This is a genomic window from Paenarthrobacter nitroguajacolicus (assembly GCF_031455195.1).
Lineage (GTDB): Bacteria > Actinomycetota > Actinomycetes > Actinomycetales > Micrococcaceae > Arthrobacter > Arthrobacter nitroguajacolicus_D.
Genome location: NZ_JAVDSH010000004.1, coordinates 42,081 through 58,789 on the forward strand (window position 1 = coordinate 42,081; position 16,709 = coordinate 58,789).

Genomic DNA, 16,709 nt, shown 5'->3' on the forward strand with positions numbered 1-16,709 from the left:
CTTTCGATGCCCCCGTGCCGCAACTTGCGGTGCGGGGGCATTCGCGTACCCGGGACCTGCGCATGATCCGGCGGGCGTGACCAACTCTTGTCCGAACCGTCACCGTATCGGCATGTTGTGAACTGCCCGGCGGCCCTAACGTGGGACGTACAGGTGGACGGACAGGAGCGCGGGGCTGTCATGCATGCCGGACGGGGACTCACAAGTACCATGACGATCGCCGCTGCCTGCGTGGCGTTGGGTCTGTGGCTGGCTGGCTGCACGACGGTTCCCGACACCCACCCACAGCGAAGTACCGCGCCGCTGCCCACGGTCTCCGTGACACCTCCCGCCAAACTGGCCAGCCCTTCCCCGTCTGCTTCGGCTTGGGGTTCCCTTGCCTCGCCTGCCCCTTCGGTTACGTCGGTTCCCGGCACCCCTTCCGTTGCCGTCCCCGCCGCACCGCCCACCCTGGCCACCGACACTCCCCCATCACCCGCTACCCCTGCCAGCAGTCCCGTGCCTGTCCCAACCGGGCCAGGTTCCGCCGTCGAGCCTTCCGCTGGCCCGGCAACCTCGCCGTCTACCACGCTCCCCACAAACCGCGCCGCTCTTGTCCCGGACGTCGCCGACACTTTGGGACCTGCGGTCTACTACGTGGCAATCGACGACGGCGGCTCCCGCGGCGTACGGTTCGGCTGCAACGACAGCCTGGTTCCGGTCCGCGGAGTAACCATCCCCGGCGACCCACTGTCCGTGGCGCTGGGACGGCTGCTGGAAGGTGGCATGCCAGTGGACGGTGACGCAGCCCTTTACGATGCACTCGCAGGCTCATCGCTGCGTTATCTGTCCGGCTACATGAGTGGCTCAACCGTCGTGGTGAACCTCAGCGGATCCCTGCGGCCCGGAGGTGTCTGCGACATTCCCCGCATCCAAGCACAGCTGACGCACACCGCAGTCGCGGCCAGCGGGGCTTCGCGGGCTGAGATCTACGTGAACGGCAAGACACTCACCGAGGCGCTGAGCGTACGGTAGGCTGCTTTCTTCTCCGTTTCTCGCCCGCTTATCCGTTGCTGCCCGGCGACGGATTCGCGGGGCAGCGACGGATTCGCTGCCCCGCGACGGGTTCGCCGGGCAGCCTAGGCCGTGGCGATAGCCAACACCCGGCGGAGTGCCCACGCCACCCGCAAAAGGGCGAGGACCGAGGCGAATGCCAGCACGAACACCACGGCCTCCGGGATCCACAGACCGGTGGGCCTATCACCCTCGAGGACAACGGTGACCAGCGCAGCAACCACCAACAGGCCAAGTCCAGGAATGGCGAAAAGGAACACCTCGCCAATCTGGCGACGATGAATGGGTGAGAGTCTTTCCAGCGGCAGTTCCCTTTGCCCCGGGGCAGACTTCTTACCAAGCACGTTAATCAGCATGGAAACACTGGTCAGGGTCAGGCCGGCCGTCGCCCCCGCCAAGGTTGCCAGGGTTTGGAACAGCGCCCGGCGCGCGCCGGCGTCGACGTTTTCCAGCATCAGCGGGTGCGCCGCGATCAGGGCTACCCCCAGCCACAGCAACACCGCCGCGTCCGCCCAGAGATAGTCAGCCGTGGGATGCAGCAGAAACCACCGCCAGGCGGTCCGACGGGGGCCCGCGGACTCCACATCAACCCCGTACAAGCTCATGGCCGGCACCGCCCGCTTCTTCTTCAACGTCGGCGACTTCAACGTCCGCGGCGGCGTCGACGAGGGCAGCGTGCATCGCGGCCATTCCTCCGCTGACAAGGTCAGGCACAAGCCCCGCGTCCGCCGTGCCCTTGAGGTCCGGCAACGTCCTTGCGAAAAACGCCTCATTGTCCCGTGCCTGCTTGTTGAGGATGGCGATGGCTTCCGCCACCGACTTTTGGGGATCGTTGAATACATCCGGGTCCACCTCGATATGCGAGATGAACCGTTCCTTCAGGAGGTCCACCACCTCCCGGTCTCCGGTTAAGGAATCCTTCCCCTCGGCCACCACGTAATCGAAGTGCTCCACTGAACCGGCCCTACGGAAGAGGTCGATCAGTTGCTGGATACGGTCGCGGATCCGCTGCTTATCCTCAGCCCTGCCAGACCTGCCGACGCTCAGGGAAATCCGGAACGTCCCCTCGTTCACGAGGCGCGAGGCACTGTCCAGCACATCAGCCCATTCACCTTCCATGAGCTTCCCGGACAATCGCTCAGCGGGCAGCGCGAACTCGAACCGGCTCACCTCGAGCCGGCCAAGGATTTCCTCGATGTCCTCCCTGACCACCGGTACCAGGTTGGGTTCCAGTCCAAGCATGCCCTCGAGGTACTCCGCCATCCGGGACGCCCTTGGACCGTTGCCACTGGTAAGGACAGCGATGACGTTCCTTTTCAGGAAAGCGAAATACGTCGTCTCCAAAAGGTGGTCGCCGGGCGCCAAAGGAAGTGGTTTGCGGCGTCCAAGAACGTCACCCACACTTGGCAGGTTGGTGTCGCGTACCCGGTCCAGGAGAAGGACAGGATGGGGCGCCAAGGACGCCGCCTGCGCAAGCAATACCGTGCCGTCCACGCTGGTGAAGTGCCTGTCCGTCCCGACGTCCTGGGCATTCTTCAAGACCTCGGCAACACGCCGGGCAGGAAACGGTCGGCTGAGCTCGTCACCATTCAGCTGCTCGATCCGCCAGAACTGCACGCTGCGTCGCGCCATGGACCCTCCCCTCGTCTTCCACGGAACCAAAGCTACCGGCGAGGCCCGACATTAAAGCCAGGGGCCGCCGTCGTGCCTCAACAGCTTTTGCCGGGCCTAGAGGCTGTACTTGGGTCCCTCCGCGAACAACGCGTCCATTTGGTCGTGGCTGCGCGTCCCGGCCAGGCCGGCCCAATTCCCGTCCCCCAAAATCTCCGTGGCAACCCTGGCCACCTTGGCGTACGCGGCTTTGGCGGTGTTGCCGCCGATACTGACGCGGCGGACGCCGGCGTCGTGCAATTCCAAAGGCGACGGCGCCCCGACCCCCGCCAGCGCGTTGAGCGGTGCCGGAATGCGGCTGGACAGCTGGTGCAGGACATGCAAATCCACGACGCCGGGCACGAAGATTCCGTCCGCCCCCGCTGTCAGGTAGGCATCGGCACGGCGCAGGGTTTCTTCGTGAGCAGCATCATTGAACTGTCCCGACAGGTAGGTGTCGGTGCGGGCATTGATGAACAAGGGGATGGCGCGGTCGTCTGCCGTTGCGCGGATCAAGGCGATGCGTCGGGACTGTTCGTTGATGTCCGTGAGCGGCTCGGCACCAGAGTCTTCAATGTTGATGCCCACAGCCCCTGCATCCAAAACGGCGTGGACCGTTGCCCGGAGCTCGTCATCCGTACGTCCATAGCCTGTCTCTATATCCGCCGTCACGGGCAGCGTGGTGGCGGCAACCACGCGGCCAAGGGCTGCCATCGCGAGCCCCCACGGCACGTGGTCGCCGTCCCGATACCCCAGGCTCCAGGAGACCGCCGAGCTCGACGTGGCGATGGCCGCAGCACCGGCTTCCTGGACAACCCGGGCGGAAGCCGCGTCCCACACGTTGACCAACACCAAGGGCGCAGGCCCGGCGTCGTGGAGCTTATGGAAGTGTTCGGCTTTGGTCACGGATCCCCGGTGTGCTGTCATAGCTACATTCCAGCCCCTCCCGCCCGCGGCGTAAAGCACGGTCGAGGAAATTGAGAATGGATGAAAACATATGTTGCCTAATTAGCAACACCGAGGAGTATCCTTTCACTGTGACCCACGAAACATTGGATGCCGGCGCAACGCTGCCCGCTGAAGCCATCGACGCCATTGAGCGGGCCGCCACGGCCGCCCACCCGCACGAGGAACTGTTCTCCGCGCGGGCCGCCAACATCAAGCAGTCCGCTGTCCGGGATGTCTTCGATATCTCGATGCAGCCTGGCCTTGTCTCCCTGGCCGGGGGCAACCCCTACCTGCAGTCGCTGCCCCTGGAGCAGCTTGGACAGACCGCAGCCCGCATCATCGCGGAAGAGGGCATGACCGCCCTCCAGTACGGCGGCGGCCAAGGCACCGAGGAACTCCGGGCGCAGATCTGCGACATCATGGCCGCCGAAGGCATCACCGACGCCCGGCCCGAAAACGTCGTCATCACCGCCGGATCGCAGTCCGCGCAGGATGTCGCCACCAAGGTCTTCTGCAACCCCGGCGACGTGGTCCTGGTCGAGAACCCCACCTATGTGGGCGCGCTGAACACGTTCGAGGCCTACCAAGTCCAAGTGGAACCGATTGAAATGGACGACGACGGCCTGGTACCGGAGCTTCTCGAGGCCAGGATCGCGGCGCTCCAGGCAGAAGGCAAGAACATCAAGTTCCTCTACACGATCCCCAACTTCAACAATCCCTCCGGGATCACCCTTGCCCAGGAACGCCGGCAACGGATCGTCGACATATGCCGCGAAGCGAATATTATTGTCCTCGAAGACAACCCCTACGGGCTTCTGCGGTTCGACGGCCACCCGATCGCGCCGATGCGTGCAGCAAACCCGGACGACGTCATCTATTTGGGCTCGTTCTCCAAGATCTTCGCCCCCGGACTGCGTATCGGCTGGGCGCTGGTACCCGCGCACCTCCAGCGCCGCTTCTACCTTGCTTCCGAGGCCGTGACGCTGTGCCCACCCCCGCTGAACCAGATGCTCGTTTCGGCCTACCTCCGCGAATACGACTGGAAAGGCCAGATCGACACGTATAGGGCTCTGTACGCTGAGCGGTGCGAGGCCCTGCTTTCGGCACTGGACACGTACATGCCCGCAGGCCTCTCATGGACCCGGCCGGACGGCGGGTTCTTCGTCTGGGTCACCCTGCCGGAAGGGGTAGACACCTATCCACTGCTGGGTAAAGCGATCGACGCCGGCGTCGTCTTCATCCCCGGCGCAGCCTTCTCACCCGCCGACGGACCATCGAACAAGCTGCGGCTCGCCTTCAGCGCAGTACCCCCGGATACGATAGCCGAAGGCGTCCGCCGCCTGGCACCTGTCCTGGCAGAAGCCATCGAAGCCACCACTGAAGGAGCAGCACAATGACCGGAGTTGTGATTGTAGGAGTAGACGGCAGCGAAACGGCAATGAGGGCGGCAAAGGCAGCCCAACAATTGGCCATCGGCTTGGGTGCGAGCCTGCGCGTCGTGAGTGCCTTCGACAGCAACCGGACAGAAGTCGTGGAGATCGGCACCGACAAGTGGATTGTCTCCGACGCCGCCGAAGCTGAAGCTGTAGCCCGCGACGTGGCAGACCGGCTCAAGGACGAACGCCTTGAGGTGACCTACTCGGCGGCCCGGGGCAAGCCGGGAGAAGCGCTGGTCAAGGAAGCCGAGATGCAGGACGCCCGGCTGATCGTCGTGGGGAACCGCCGCATGCAGGGCCTGGGCCGGGTGCTGGGGAGCGTCGCCAACACCGTTGCCCACACAGCACCCTGCGATGTCTACATAGCCAAGACCGACCAGCCGTAAGCGAGCTGAATCACGCCGCCGGGTGGGGAGCCTCACCCGGCGTTTGGCGTCTTTTAGCACTGCCTGCTGACTGAACCGTTATAAAATCGAGATGACCCCAATGGCGCGTGCCACCTTCACTTCTCGATTTTCAGGGGATTTTCTTGCTTACCTTGCAGCCGCGCCAACGCGTGGGACATGACATCCTGCTTGCCCGCCACGGCAACAACATCAGCACCATGCGCTTCGACCGCGCCAACGACCGCATCATTGCCATGCTGGACGACGGCTCTTGGGACAGCGCGCCCAACGTGATCTCCCCCAGCCTCGAGATGCCCGAGACCATCCGCAGCGTTTTCCGCAAGGACTGGCGTTTCCTGTCCGTAGCATGCGTCGCCATGGTCACTGTGGCCGCAGTTGCAATGGGTATCAGCGTGGAAATGGCGAACCACATGTCCACCACGGAACTCCAGGCCCTGTTGGTCAACTACCCGGCCTTCTAGGGGATCCGGGCGCCGTCGGCCGACTCCGACGGCGCATTGGCGCCAGTGACGTCGTCGTCGTGAGCGGCGTCGTCGTCGTGAGCGGCGTCGTCGAAGTCCAGGGCCAGCAGATTCCCGCCCCTCCCGCGGCGCAGCACCAGGATCACCACTCCCACGGCAAGCCAGGCGGCCCCCAACAGGTACGTGAACCAGGCGAGTGACGTCCACAGCCAGGCAATAAAGGCGAACCCCAGCAGCGGCAACAACAAATTCCGCAAGGTTCCCACCCACCCCCGCTTCCGCAGGTCAAAGAACAGCACCTTGATGGTCGCCAGGTTCACCACCGCGAAAGCAATCAGTGCTCCGAAGTTGATCATGAAGACGGCTTGCTCCAAGGTGATGAGCAGGGCAACCAGCGATACCGCCGAGACCAGCAAAGCAGCAACATACGGAGTGCGGAAACGCGGCTGGAGCCTGGCCAGGACGGAGGGAAGGATCCGGTCCCTTCCCATGGCATAGATGACACGGCTGACGCTCATTTGGGCCGCCGTTCCGCACAGGACCAGGCCGCCGAGATTCACCACCACGAACACCACCATCAGCACATCTCCGCCGGCTGCCTGCATGAGCTCCGTTCCCGCGGCGTCCAGGTTTTGAATCGTCCGCCACTCCGGTGCGACCAAGCTCCCGGCTACGGAAAACAGGGTGTAGCCCAGGCCGGCGAAGAGCGTGGAGAGGATAATTCCCCGCGGGATGTCCCTCTTGGGGTTCCGGGCTTCCTCAGACAAAGTGGAAACCCCATCGAAGCCGAGAAAGGCAAAAGCCACAACTGCGCCCGCGGCCATGACCGGCGCTATCCCGCCGTCGCCAAGAGAAAGAGGACGGACCACGTTTTCCAGCGAAAGGCTCGGCGCGTTCAGGATCGCCAGGACAACGAAGACCAGGATTACCGCAACGGATGCGGACACCACGACGAAGTTCATCTTCTTGATCCAAGCCACCCCGATCACGCTGAAGAGGCCTACCGCCAGCAGGCACAGCAGGACGGCAAGCTGAGGCGGGATGCCGGGCAGCAGGCTGTTGAGGTAGAGGCCGAAGAGCAGGAAATTAACCATCGGCAGGAACAGGTAATCCAGCATCATTGCCCAGCCCACCAGGAAACCCACTGGTTGGCCAAATGCCCTCGAAGCGTACGCGTATGCCCCTCCGGTGACGGGGACATGGCGGGCCATCTGGCCATAACTGTGAGCCGTAAACAACATGGCTATCAGTGCCGCCAGGTACGCTGCGGGCAGGTGCCCATCGCTGATTTCCGTTCCGGCCCCGTAAACCGCCACGACCGACAGTATCCCCATGGAGGTCAGGCCAAAGGCGACCAATGATGGCAGTCCCAGGACACGCTTGAGCGTTGGACCCCCGGAGGGCTTTCCCGCTGCGGGTTTGGGCTTGGTGTTCATGGCGTTCTCCTTGATGCGATCCGCGTCACATAAATGAATGTTGTTCATTAGAGTAGGGCGTCGAGGTTCGTCTTGCATAGGTTTGGTATCCCAAATTCTGTGAACTACCTTTCGCAGGGAGCATCCAGATATAGTTTGGCGGCTTTTAGGCCGCTCCTAACGGTCGCCGCCTCCGATTGCGCCTATTCGGTATACCATAATGAATCCAGCGATAGGAGTCCCATGAGCACACCCTCGATTCCGGCGGAGTCCGGTGCACGTCCTACCGGCGGCATCCTCCTGACCACGCCGGGATTTGTCGACGCACACATCCACCCCGATAAAACGACGTGGGGCTCGGGCTGGTTCTCCCGTCCACCGGCGAACGATCTGGCAACCCTCATCCGTAATGACCTGCAAGCACAGCTGGCTGCCGGGGACAGCGTGGAGGAACGCGCCTTCGCCCTGATGCGGCAGGCCGTCCTCAACGGGACAATGGCCATGCGGGCGCACGTTGACGTCGGTTCACAGATCGGCCTGAAGAATATTCATGGGGTCAGGGCCGCAGCGGAGCGGCTGGCGTCATTCCTGGACGTACAAATCGTCGCGTTCCCCCAGTTCGGTTTGCTGAGCAACCCCGGCACCTTGGAACTCATGGAGGCATCGCTGGGAGAAGGAGCCGACTTGGTAGGCGGCATCGATCCGGAATCTCTGGACGGCGATGTCCACGGTCATCTGGACGCCGTCTTCAGCCTCGCGGGAAGGCACAGCAGGGACCTGGATATTCACCTGCACGATACAGGACCTGGAGGCTTGGCCCAGTTGCGGCTGATTGCGCAGCGGACCATGGCGGAGGGCATGCACGGACGAGTCACCGTGGGGCACGCCTTTGCTCTCTGCGACAGCACCCAGCCGGAGCTCGGGGCTACCTTGGATCTCATGGCTGAGGCCGGAATGTGGATGGCGACGTGCGCCCTCGGGGCAGACCCCGTCCCTGTCCTTGATTTGCTTGAACGCCATGGCGTCAGGGTTGCGCTCGGGTCGGACGGAGTGCGGGATGCATGGTCACCGTTCGGCACGGGCAGCATGGTGGACCGGATGCATCTGTTGGGTTACCGGACAGGGGCTTTGACCGACTCGGATTTGGAGCGATGCTTCCGGATTGCCACCTCGTCCGGGGCGGATCTGCTGGATACGCCTGCCATTAAGGATTTTAGCGGAGCAGGCTCCGCGGACCGACTCGAGTTCGCAGCAAACTCCATACCTGAATTGGTGGTTGACCGGCCCTCTCCGCTGGCTGTCATCAGGAAAGGGAGGGCGGTTTCCCGGGAGTCGGTCGGCTAAAGCACCAACCCGCGTAACAGCCACCACAGGCCCGCGATGACGACGGCGCCGAACAAAGACCCCGCGACGACCTGCGCCAGCGTGTGCGCACGCAACACCAAACGGGACCAGCCCACTGCCGGGATCAGCAGGAGAAGGGGCAACCACGCGGGTCCGAACATCAAGACGGCGATGACCACTGCCGCGGCTAGCGCCGACGCGTGCCCGCTCATCTTCCAAAAAGCGCTGACCAGAGCCAACACAGCGATGCCGACGATCAGCGAAATGATCATCACGGAAACGCTGGCGGGACCGTTCAGCAGCTGCAGCACCAGGAGGCCCGCAACAACTGATATCAAGGTCATCAGCAGCAAGGCCGGCCGTTGGCGCCGATCGCTGACATGGTGGTCCGTGATCCGGCCCAGCTTGACCATCACCAGCACGTAGGCCAGCGGCAGGATACACACGAAGAATGCTCCGAGCAGGCCAAACCATATGGTCCCGGGGAATCCCGGTTCCACGGCGGGGCTGATCAACAGCAGGACCAGCACAACGACCGGCGGCTGGAAGACCTCTGTAAGCACCCGCGCAACCGTCCGCCACGGCCCCGTTACCAGCTGGGGAGGGACGTGACCGGACTCCTCGCCAGGGCTCGGGGCCGTTTGGGTGCCGGTTTCCGCCACACTCTTCCGGTCAGTCAAGCAACAGGGCCGGTTCTTCCAGGATGGCCGCGACATCAGCCATGAAGCGTGCCGACAGGTCCCCGTCAACCACGCGGTGGTCGAAGGAACCGCCAAGCGTCGTTATCCAGCGCGGAATGACTTCCCCATCCAGGACCCACGGCTTCTGCTTGATGGTTCCGAAGGCGATGATGGCCACTTCACCCGGGTTAATGATGGGCGTGCCGGTGTCGATGCCCAACGCGCCGATATTGGTCACCGTCAGGCTTCCGCCCTGCATCTCCGCCGGTTGCGTCTTTCCAGCACGCGCCTTGGTGGCCAGCTCGTTCAGCGCCAGTGCCAGCTCCTTAAGGGACAGGTCCTGGGCGTCCTTGATGTTGGGAACCATGAGCCCACGCGGCGTCGCAGCAGCGATGCCGAGGTTCATGTAGTGCTTCACATGGATCTCAGCGCCGCCGTTGCCGTCAGCGTTCTCCACCCAGGTCGCATTCACGCTGGGGTTGCGGGCAGCGGCCCAGATGACAGCCTTGGCCAGGATGAGGAGCGGCGACACCTTGATGCCTTCGAAGTCGCGCGAAACTTTAAGCCGCTTGACGAACTCCATGGTGCGGCTGGCATCGACATCCACGAAAATGCTCACGTGCGGAGCCGAGAATGCCGAATCCACCATGGCTTTGGCGGTGGCCTTGCGCACGCCCTTGACCGCCACACGTTCAATACGCTGGTCCTGCGGTTTCTTTGATGCGCCCCAGAACGAATCGGCCTGATCGTGCTCAGCGTCGCGCTGGGCCTGGTAGCTTACCAGGTCCTCGCGGGTCACCTCTCCACGTTGCCCGGTTGCGACCACGTCGGCGAGGTCAATGCCCAGGTCACGGGCGAACTTACGGACCGGCGGCTTGGCCAGGACCTTGCTGACCAGACCACTGATGGTTCCGCCGATGGCAGCACCCCGTGAGGCCGTCGGCGTTTGGGTGACCGGAGCTTGCGCGACAGGTGCCGAGGCGGCCGGCACCTGGGTGACGGGTTCGACGACGGCGCGCGCCGGCGTCGTACGGTGCGGAACCGTCGCTTCGGCTGCTTTGGCGGCCAACAACGCCTGGTTGTCCTGAACGGTACCTTCCGCGTTCTCAGCAACCGTAGCCGCCGGAACCACGGACCCTGCCGGGCGTTTGCGCGCGCGGCGTTTGACGGCGTCGGCCTTGGGTCCGGACCCCACCAACGGACCACCGGCGAGCCCTGATTCCGAACTGTCGTCCGCGGCAAGCTTGCCGTATGTGGGGGTGAAAACTTCCTCCGCAGCAGGGGCTGGTGGAGCCGCTGCCGGTTCGCCCGGCTGGCCTTGGGTAGCGGCGGCTTCGGGTTCAGCTCCTTCCGACACGGCGATGATCGCGGTGCCGACCTCCACCGTGATGCCTTCCTCCACCAGCAGCTCCGTGACGGTACCGGCGAAGGGCGACGGGAGCTCGACGAGGGATTTGGCGGTTTCGATCTCGCACAGGACATCGTTGATCGCAACAGTGTCGCCGGGCTTGACCTTCCAAGCCACGACCTCGGCTTCAGTCAGGCCTTCGCCGACGTCCGGCAGGTTGAATTTCTTAACAGTCACAGTGGTCCTCGATTTCCGGTTACCCAGCGGCGAAGCCGGGCTGGATCAGGGCGGTTTAGTAAGCCAGGGAGCGGTCGAGCGCTTCGAGGATCTTGTCGATGTCCGGCAAATAGTCCTCTTCCACCTTGGCAACGGGATACGGCATGTGGAATCCGCCCACCCGGATCACCGGGGCTTCCAGGTGCAGGAAGGCGCGTTCGCCGATTCGTGCGGCGATCTCGCCCCCGATGCCTCCAAAGGTCGGGGCTTCGTGGGCAACAATCAGGCGCCCGGTCTTCTTAACCGAAGCTTCGACGGTGTCGAAGTCCAGGGGCGAGATGGAACGAAGGTCAATGACCTCCACGCTTCGACCGTCCTCCGAGGCAGCGTTGGCAGCTGCGAGGGCAACCGGAACCAGTGGTCCGTAGGCCACGATCGTGGCGTCGGTACCTTCACGGACCACGTGCGCCTTGAAGGGGTCCGCGGACAGGCCAGCGTTCTCCACGTCAACCTCGCCCTTGAGCCAATAGCGGCGCTTGGGTTCAAAGAAGATCACCGGGTCCTGGCACTCGATGGCTTTCTGGATCATCCAGTAGGCGTCGTGGGCGTTGGACGGCGAAATGATCCGCAGACCGGCGGTGTGGGCGAAGAGTGCCTCCGGCGACTCGGAGTGGTGTTCAATCGAACCGATGCCGCCACCGTACGGAATGCGGATGACCACGGGAACGGTGAGCTTGCCCAGGCTGCGGGAATGGATCTTGGCCAACTGTGTGGTGATCTGGTTGAACGCCGGATAAACGAAACCGTCAAACTGGATCTCGCACACAGGAGAGTAGCCGCGAAGCGCCAAGCCGATGGCGGTGCCGACAATGCCGGACTCGGCCAGGGGCGTATCCAGGACGCGTTCATCCCCAAATTCCTTGATGAGACCGTCAGTCACACGGTAGACCCCACCCAAGTGTCCGATGTCCTCGCCCATCAGAAGCGATTTGGGATTCTTCGTCAGCGATGCGCGGAGGCCTTCGTTGATGGCCTTCGCAATGGTCATGGTAGCCATCAGTTAGCTGTCTCCTCATCGCTTTCGAAGCCCGCCGAGTATTCCTCGAACCAGGCAAGTTCTTCCGCGATCAGCGGGTGCTGCTCGGCGTAGACGTTGGCAAAGGCTTCACGGATGTCCGGTACTTCCAGGCCGTGGGTGGTGCTGCGGACGTACTTGGCCAGCTCATCGCCGTCGGCATCCACTTGGTCAAAGAACGCTTCGTCCGCGAGACCCTCGGCGCGCAGGTACTTCTCCAGGCGGTCCAGTGGATCCTTCTCGCGCCAAGCTGCTTCTTCTGCGGATTCCCGGTACTTGGTGGGATCGTCCGCCGTGGTGTGCGCTCCCACCCGATACGTGTAGGCCTCGATCAGCACCGGTCCTCGTCCCTCGCGGGCGTGCTCGAGTGCCCACTCGGTGACGGCATGGACGGCGATGACGTCGTTGCCGTCCACACGGATGCCCGGGAAGCCGTATCCCTTCGCGCGGTTGGCCAGCGGCACTTTGGTCTGGACTTCCGTTGGCACGGAGATTGCCCAATGGTTGTTCTGGCAGAAGAAGACCACCGGGGCGTTGTAGGACGCGGCAAACACCATGGACTCATGGACGTCACCTTCCGAACTGGCACCGTCGCCGAAGTAGGCGATCACTGCAGCCTTGGAATCGGTGGAGTCCTGCGCAGCAGCCAACTTCTGGTCGCGCTGGATGCCCATGGCGTATCCCACTGCATGAAGGGTTTGCGCGGCCAGCACCAGGGTGTAGAGGTGGAAGTTGTTCTCCCGCGGATCCCAGCCACCGTTCGAAACGCCGCGGAACTGTTTGAGCAGTTCGGCAAGATCCACGTTCCGGACCAGGGCGACGCCGTGCTCGCGGTAGGTCGGGAAGATGTAATCCTGCGGCTGGCTTGCATGGCCGGAGCCAATTTGCGCTGCTTCTTGACCCGTCAGGGGAACCCACAAGGCAAGTTCGCCTTGCCGCTGAAGCGCAGTGGCTTCCTGGTCGAAACGCCGGATCCTGGCCATGTCCGTGTAGAAGACACGGAGTTTCTCAGGATCAATACGCTTGGCGTAGTCGGAGAAAATTGGATCAGTGCCCAGCTTTCCGTCGGGCCCGAGCAACTGAACCATTTCGACTGGTTCGCCTGGCGCGGCCGCTGCCGCGGTGGTTGCCGCGAGAGTTTCTTCCGTCCCGGGGGGCAGTTGTGTCGAGCCCATTCCGTCTCCTTGCTTGCCGTTGGCGGGGCGCCAGGCAATGTCTGTCGCTGGGATATATGCCTGTTCCGGAATGCATTCCGGAACAGGCATACTTTTGGCTTTCGTCCCTTACTTTATCGGCAGTAAGTAACGGAGGCGCATTTGTTAACCGCTAGGAACCGTGCGGAGCCTTTGTATAACTCGCACAGAGATTCAAGAATCGGGTATTGGCCTCAACCTCGCCGATGCTTACCCGGACTCCTTCATTCGCAAAGGCCCGGACCGACAGTGCCTGCTCCGCTGCCAACGCCGCGAAATCAGCACTGTTCTCGCCGAGATTCAACCAAACGAAGTTGCCTTGGGCTTCTGGGACAAACCAGCCCAATTCTTTCAGCCCGGCAGAAACGCGGTCGCGCTCCTCCACAAGGCTTTGTACCCTTTCCACAACCTGGTCGAAATGCTCGATCGACGTCACAGCGGCGCGTTCCGCGATTTGCGAAACAGCAAAGGGGGTGGCGGTGACCCGGAGGTGCTGGGTCAGCGAGGGCCCCGAAACGCTGTATCCCACACGCAATCCAGCCAAGCCGTGCGCTTTGGAGAAGGTCCTGAGCACTACGACGTTGGGATATTTCCGGTACAGCTTGATACCGTCCACCGCGTCATCGTTGCGGACGAATTCCTGGTAGGCCTCATCGATGACCACCACCACGTTTGAAGGCACGGATTGGATGAAACGCTCCGTTTCCTCTGCGGTGAGGATCGGTCCGGTGGGGTTGTTCGGAGTACAGAGAAGGATGACTTTCGTGCGCACAGTGACCGCCGAAGCCATGGTTTCGAGGTCGTGCCGGCCATCTGCCAGCAAGGGTATCTGGACACTGGCAGCGCCAGCGAGACCTACGCAAATGGGGTAGGCCTCAAAGGAACGCCAGGCGTAGATCACCTCGTCCGGCTTTCCGTCGTCGTTTTGTCCGGCAAAGGTGGCGAGGATCTGGTTCAGCGCCCCCAGGCTTCCAGCACCCGTGACAACATCGTCAGCGGGGACGTTGAGGAATCCTGCAAGGGCGGTGCGAAGCTTTGTGGCCAGCGGATCCGGGTAGCGGTTGATGTCGGACTGGTCGGCAATGGCCTGCAACACTGCAGGAATTGGCGGCAGCGGGTTTTCGTTGGACGACAATTTGTAGCTGGTGAGGCCCTCAATCGGAACTGGTGGTTTACCTGCCGCGTATTTAGGGAGCCTGTCTACGACCGGACGAGGGAGTACGCCCTCCGGTGCGTTGTCAGTAGTAGTCATGGCTTCAAGCCTACTTGCCCTTCCGCAGGTGATGCCGACCCCTTTAACAGGTCCGTGTGAAAGCATAGGGCCATGGGTTCATTCATCATTCGCGTCCTGATCAACGGGCTTGCCCTCTGGGTGGCTACGTGGTTGCTGGAGGGCATGGACATCACCACCAACGCCACCGAAAAGGCTGCCACCAACGCGGGACTAACCCAAGGGGCAGACACAGCCGGCATCATCCTGGCGTACCTGTTCATCGGCGTGATATTCGGTGTGGTGAACGCCTTCGTCCGCCCCTTGGTAAGGCTACTGTCCCTACCGGTGACCATCCTGACGCTTGGCTTGTTCACCATCGTCATTAATGCCGCGATGCTGTACCTGACGGCATGGCTCAGCAGCTTCACTCCAGTACACCTCACCCTGGACTCCTTCTTCTGGACGGCCATCCTGGCCTCAATCATCATCAGCATCATTTCCATGGTTGCCGGGCTCATCCCTGGAGCCCGGAAGCGCTAGCCAGGACCGCATCACCGCGTCCCTGCCGCCGTTTTCGCCTCCCGGACCGTCGGTGGCACGTCAGGCTTGATGCCCGCCGACGGAGCGGGCAAGGGCGCCCTCATCAACTTGTAACGGGTGACCTTGGCTGCCCCGCCAGCCCCAACTACGCTTGCGAACACCGCGGTGGAGGCCATCAGGGATTCGTCGTGGCTCGCGCCCACACGGTCCGCTCCTTCCGCGTAGTACTCCTGGTTGTGCCCCGGGCCAAGTCCGAGCCCTTCCCCATCCGGCGTCCTCACCTCGTTGTTGATCGTCACCGTCACCCTGTCCTTCGTGTCAGGATTCATCCGGCCGTCAGTGCCGGGAACCCAGTCCTGAGCGTGTTCCAAATGCAGCGAACTGATTCCTGGTTCAGCGGTGATCCCGCCAACGGGTGCTCCGGCCGTCAGCACAAACTTGAGGTCGAATTCGCTGAGGAACGCTTTGTTCTGGCCCAGGTTCATCGCGTGGATACCTCCCTGGCTGTGCCCTACGGCCACCACCTGATCCCCGGATTCGGCACCCGCCTCGTGGAGCGCCTGGCTTATGGCAGGGATGATCTCTTCGGAGTCGTAACCCAGCCCTTCTCCAATTCCCTGCATGTCGAAAGGGTTGGTTGCCGGTGAATCGGGCTGGGTTCCAGGGATCAGGACCATCCATGTTGCAGGGCCTTTGTCCTCCAGGCGAATGACCTCAATCTCGCCGTCCCCTCGGGCGTGGAGCTCCTCCAGTCGGCGGAGGCTCGCCCCCATGGTGGGTTCCACGTTCTCGACCGATTCGGTGGTTCTTTCCACGCTCACGGGCCTTGGCCGCAGGTCAGGACGGAAGGGTGACCCCAGGACACCCCGCACGGCTCCCCGCGTGCCAAGCCAGAACGGCACGATGGCTGTTGCGATATTGCTCGTTACCGCCCGGCCCGGGGGCCAAGGCTGGCTGGTCAACCGCATCTCGTCAATGCTGAGAATCCGCGGGAGCGCAGTCTTGGCCTCCGCCTCAACGTAGGCCCGGTGGCTGGCCCGCACATCTGAGCTGACTTCCACCAGTTTCTGACGCACCCGCCCCACTTCTTGACGGCTATCAGCTACCGCATTGATGGCATCGCACCCGGAACCATAGGAGTCGTGGAGGAAGGGCTCCAGGTCATCCTGGACCCGCCGTGCCTCCGCTTCGATCCCAAGGAGCTGTTGAACCAAGTCATCAAGCTGGCTGGCACCCCGAAGCAGTTCCTCAAGCTGGAATGACACCCCTCCCACTCCGCCCCTGATAGCGAGGGGCCCATCTGGAGCCGGCGGCAGGGCCTTAGGCGCTTCACCAGCACCCACCGGAGCTGCGTCAGACATCACGGACCCCTCTCGCCCGAGACGGACACGTTCTGGGAGTGCCGGAGCACCCGGGCCACCGCGGAATCCAAGGACTCCCGGGCCCTCATCAGCGCAGATGCGTGCACGGCAAGGGTGGTCCGGTAGGCGCGTCCTGCTGGGGATAGCCAATGCTCCATCTGCGCCCGTCGCAGTGATGCCAGGACGGCGTCTGCCTGGTCAACGCATGCCTTGATACGCCATGCGAGCCTCTGAACTTCATGGCTACGTGACGCGCATTCCAGGGGATCGAAGACTGGCGGGTTGGCTGCTGGCATCAGGCCGACGCTCATGGCCATGTACTCCTTGATTGTTTGGTTGATTGGTTGATTGGTTGATACGACGCTACGG

The 16,709-nt window shown here is 62.9% G+C and carries 17 protein-coding genes; 6 read left to right on the forward strand and 11 right to left on the reverse strand.

What is annotated here, in order from left to right:
• The first annotated feature begins 210 nt into the window (after window positions 1-210).
• Window positions 211-1,014, forward strand: coding sequence for a GerMN domain-containing protein (locus tag J2Y68_RS09790; protein WP_309992726.1), 804 nt, complete (start codon window positions 211-213; stop codon window positions 1,012-1,014).
• A 104-nt stretch (window positions 1,015-1,118) separates the two neighbouring features.
• On the opposite strand, the gene J2Y68_RS09795 is transcribed toward J2Y68_RS09790, so the two are convergent.
• From J2Y68_RS09795 to J2Y68_RS09805, 3 genes are all read right to left on the reverse strand, one after another.
• Complete coding sequence (locus tag J2Y68_RS09795; RefSeq protein ID WP_309992729.1) at window positions 1,119-1,658, reverse strand: hypothetical protein; 540 nt, start codon at window positions 1,656-1,658, stop codon at window positions 1,119-1,121.
• On the reverse strand, window positions 1,639-2,685 hold the full coding sequence (locus J2Y68_RS09800; protein WP_309992732.1) for a hypothetical protein: 1,047 nt from the start codon (window positions 2,683-2,685) through the stop codon (window positions 1,639-1,641). Before J2Y68_RS09800 ends, J2Y68_RS09795 begins: the two co-directional genes overlap by 20 nt.
• A 96-nt stretch (window positions 2,686-2,781) precedes the next feature.
• Complete coding sequence (locus J2Y68_RS09805; protein WP_309992733.1) at window positions 2,782-3,630, reverse strand: isocitrate lyase/PEP mutase family protein; 849 nt, start codon at window positions 3,628-3,630, stop codon at window positions 2,782-2,784.
• Between the two features lie 110 nt (window positions 3,631-3,740).
• On the opposite strand from J2Y68_RS09805, the gene J2Y68_RS09810 reads away from it, so the two are divergent.
• The 3 genes from J2Y68_RS09810 (at window position 3,741) to J2Y68_RS09820 (ending at window position 5,955) form a co-directional block, all read left to right on the forward strand.
• The gene (locus tag J2Y68_RS09810) at window positions 3,741-5,048 is read left to right on the forward strand and encodes an aminotransferase-like domain-containing protein (protein ID WP_309992736.1); all 1,308 of its coding nucleotides are present in this window, start codon (window positions 3,741-3,743) and stop codon (window positions 5,046-5,048) included.
• A complete protein-coding gene (locus tag J2Y68_RS09815) occupies window positions 5,045-5,473 on the forward strand; it encodes a universal stress protein (RefSeq protein WP_211710752.1) in 429 nt (142 codons plus the stop codon). The genes J2Y68_RS09810 and J2Y68_RS09815 overlap by 4 nt, the downstream gene beginning before the upstream one ends.
• A 170-nt stretch (window positions 5,474-5,643) precedes the next feature.
• Window positions 5,644-5,955, forward strand: coding sequence for a hypothetical protein (locus J2Y68_RS09820; RefSeq protein WP_309993650.1), 312 nt, complete (start codon window positions 5,644-5,646; stop codon window positions 5,953-5,955).
• On the opposite strand, the gene J2Y68_RS09825 is transcribed toward J2Y68_RS09820, so the two are convergent.
• Window positions 5,952-7,391, reverse strand: a complete 1,440-nt coding sequence (locus J2Y68_RS09825) for an APC family permease (protein WP_309992739.1) — start codon at window positions 7,389-7,391, stop codon at window positions 5,952-5,954. The two genes, J2Y68_RS09820 and J2Y68_RS09825, sit on opposite strands and share 4 nt — an antisense overlap.
• Window positions 7,392-7,613: 222 nt before the next feature.
• On the opposite strand from J2Y68_RS09825, the gene J2Y68_RS09830 reads away from it, so the two are divergent.
• Window positions 7,614-8,714 (forward strand): amidohydrolase family protein, encoded by a 1,101-nt coding sequence (locus tag J2Y68_RS09830; RefSeq protein ID WP_309992741.1) that lies wholly within the window; start codon window positions 7,614-7,616, stop codon window positions 8,712-8,714.
• Here J2Y68_RS09830 and J2Y68_RS09835 read toward each other — a convergent pair.
• From J2Y68_RS09835 to J2Y68_RS09855, 5 genes are all read right to left on the reverse strand, one after another.
• A complete protein-coding gene (locus J2Y68_RS09835; protein ID WP_309992744.1) occupies window positions 8,711-9,277 on the reverse strand; it encodes a phosphatase PAP2 family protein in 567 nt (188 codons plus the stop codon). The genes J2Y68_RS09830 and J2Y68_RS09835 overlap by 4 nt on opposite strands.
• A 109-nt stretch (window positions 9,278-9,386) precedes the next feature.
• Window positions 9,387-10,979 carry a dihydrolipoamide acetyltransferase family protein gene (locus J2Y68_RS09840; RefSeq protein ID WP_309992746.1) on the reverse strand — a complete coding sequence of 531 codons (1,593 nt, stop codon included), beginning with the start codon at window positions 10,977-10,979 and terminating at the stop codon, window positions 9,387-9,389.
• Between the two features lie 55 nt (window positions 10,980-11,034).
• A complete protein-coding gene (locus J2Y68_RS09845; RefSeq protein ID WP_309992748.1) occupies window positions 11,035-12,015 on the reverse strand; it encodes an alpha-ketoacid dehydrogenase subunit beta in 981 nt (326 codons plus the stop codon).
• Window positions 12,015-13,208: a pyruvate dehydrogenase (acetyl-transferring) E1 component subunit alpha gene (gene pdhA / locus J2Y68_RS09850; protein WP_309992750.1), complete on the reverse strand. Its 1,194-nt coding sequence runs from the start codon at window positions 13,206-13,208 to the stop codon at window positions 12,015-12,017. The genes J2Y68_RS09845 and pdhA overlap by 1 nt, the downstream gene beginning before the upstream one ends.
• Before the next feature lie 151 nt (window positions 13,209-13,359).
• A complete protein-coding gene (locus J2Y68_RS09855) occupies window positions 13,360-14,478 on the reverse strand; it encodes a histidinol-phosphate transaminase (protein ID WP_309992755.1) in 1,119 nt (372 codons plus the stop codon).
• A 72-nt stretch (window positions 14,479-14,550) separates the two neighbouring features.
• On the opposite strand from J2Y68_RS09855, the gene J2Y68_RS09860 reads away from it, so the two are divergent.
• Window positions 14,551-14,979: a phage holin family protein gene (locus J2Y68_RS09860; protein ID WP_309992757.1), complete on the forward strand. Its 429-nt coding sequence runs from the start codon at window positions 14,551-14,553 to the stop codon at window positions 14,977-14,979.
• A gap of 11 nt (window positions 14,980-14,990) precedes the next feature.
• Here the strand turns inward: J2Y68_RS09860 and J2Y68_RS09865 are convergent, their stop codons facing one another.
• Both J2Y68_RS09865 and J2Y68_RS09870 read right to left on the reverse strand, forming a co-directional pair.
• Window positions 14,991-16,340 (reverse strand): hypothetical protein, encoded by a 1,350-nt coding sequence (locus J2Y68_RS09865; protein WP_309992759.1) that lies wholly within the window; start codon window positions 16,338-16,340, stop codon window positions 14,991-14,993.
• On the reverse strand, window positions 16,340-16,651 hold the full coding sequence (locus J2Y68_RS09870; protein ID WP_309992761.1) for a hypothetical protein: 312 nt from the start codon (window positions 16,649-16,651) through the stop codon (window positions 16,340-16,342). The genes J2Y68_RS09865 and J2Y68_RS09870 overlap by 1 nt, the downstream gene beginning before the upstream one ends.
• Between the last annotated feature and the right edge of the window lie 58 nt (window positions 16,652-16,709).

Bases quoted from the DNA above. Each gene is read 5' to 3' on its own strand.
- J2Y68_RS09800 (WP_309992732.1), bottom strand. From the start codon at position 2,685: ATGGCGCGACGCAGCGTGCAGTTCTGGCGGATCGAGCAGCTGAATGGT.
- J2Y68_RS09845 (WP_309992748.1), bottom strand. From the start codon at position 12,015: ATGGCTACCATGACCATTGCGAAGGCCATCAACGAAGGCCTCCGCGCA.
- J2Y68_RS09790 (WP_309992726.1), top strand. From the start codon at position 211: ATGACGATCGCCGCTGCCTGCGTGGCGTTGGGTCTGTGGCTGGCTGGC.
- J2Y68_RS09825 (WP_309992739.1), bottom strand. From the start codon at position 7,391: ATGAACACCAAGCCCAAACCCGCAGCGGGAAAGCCCTCCGGGGGTCCA.
- J2Y68_RS09795 (WP_309992729.1), bottom strand. From the start codon at position 1,658: ATGAGCTTGTACGGGGTTGATGTGGAGTCCGCGGGCCCCCGTCGGACC.
- J2Y68_RS09815 (WP_211710752.1), top strand. From the start codon at position 5,045: ATGACCGGAGTTGTGATTGTAGGAGTAGACGGCAGCGAAACGGCAATG.
- J2Y68_RS09830 (WP_309992741.1), top strand. From the start codon at position 7,614: ATGAGCACACCCTCGATTCCGGCGGAGTCCGGTGCACGTCCTACCGGC.
- J2Y68_RS09865 (WP_309992759.1), bottom strand. From the start codon at position 16,340: ATGTCTGACGCAGCTCCGGTGGGTGCTGGTGAAGCGCCTAAGGCCCTG.
- J2Y68_RS09870 (WP_309992761.1), bottom strand. From the start codon at position 16,651: ATGAGCGTCGGCCTGATGCCAGCAGCCAACCCGCCAGTCTTCGATCCC.
- J2Y68_RS09855 (WP_309992755.1), bottom strand. From the start codon at position 14,478: ATGACTACTACTGACAACGCACCGGAGGGCGTACTCCCTCGTCCGGTC.
- J2Y68_RS09860 (WP_309992757.1), top strand. From the start codon at position 14,551: ATGGGTTCATTCATCATTCGCGTCCTGATCAACGGGCTTGCCCTCTGG.
- J2Y68_RS09805 (WP_309992733.1), bottom strand. From the start codon at position 3,630: ATGACAGCACACCGGGGATCCGTGACCAAAGCCGAACACTTCCATAAG.
- pdhA (WP_309992750.1), bottom strand. From the start codon at position 13,208: ATGGGCTCGACACAACTGCCCCCCGGGACGGAAGAAACTCTCGCGGCA.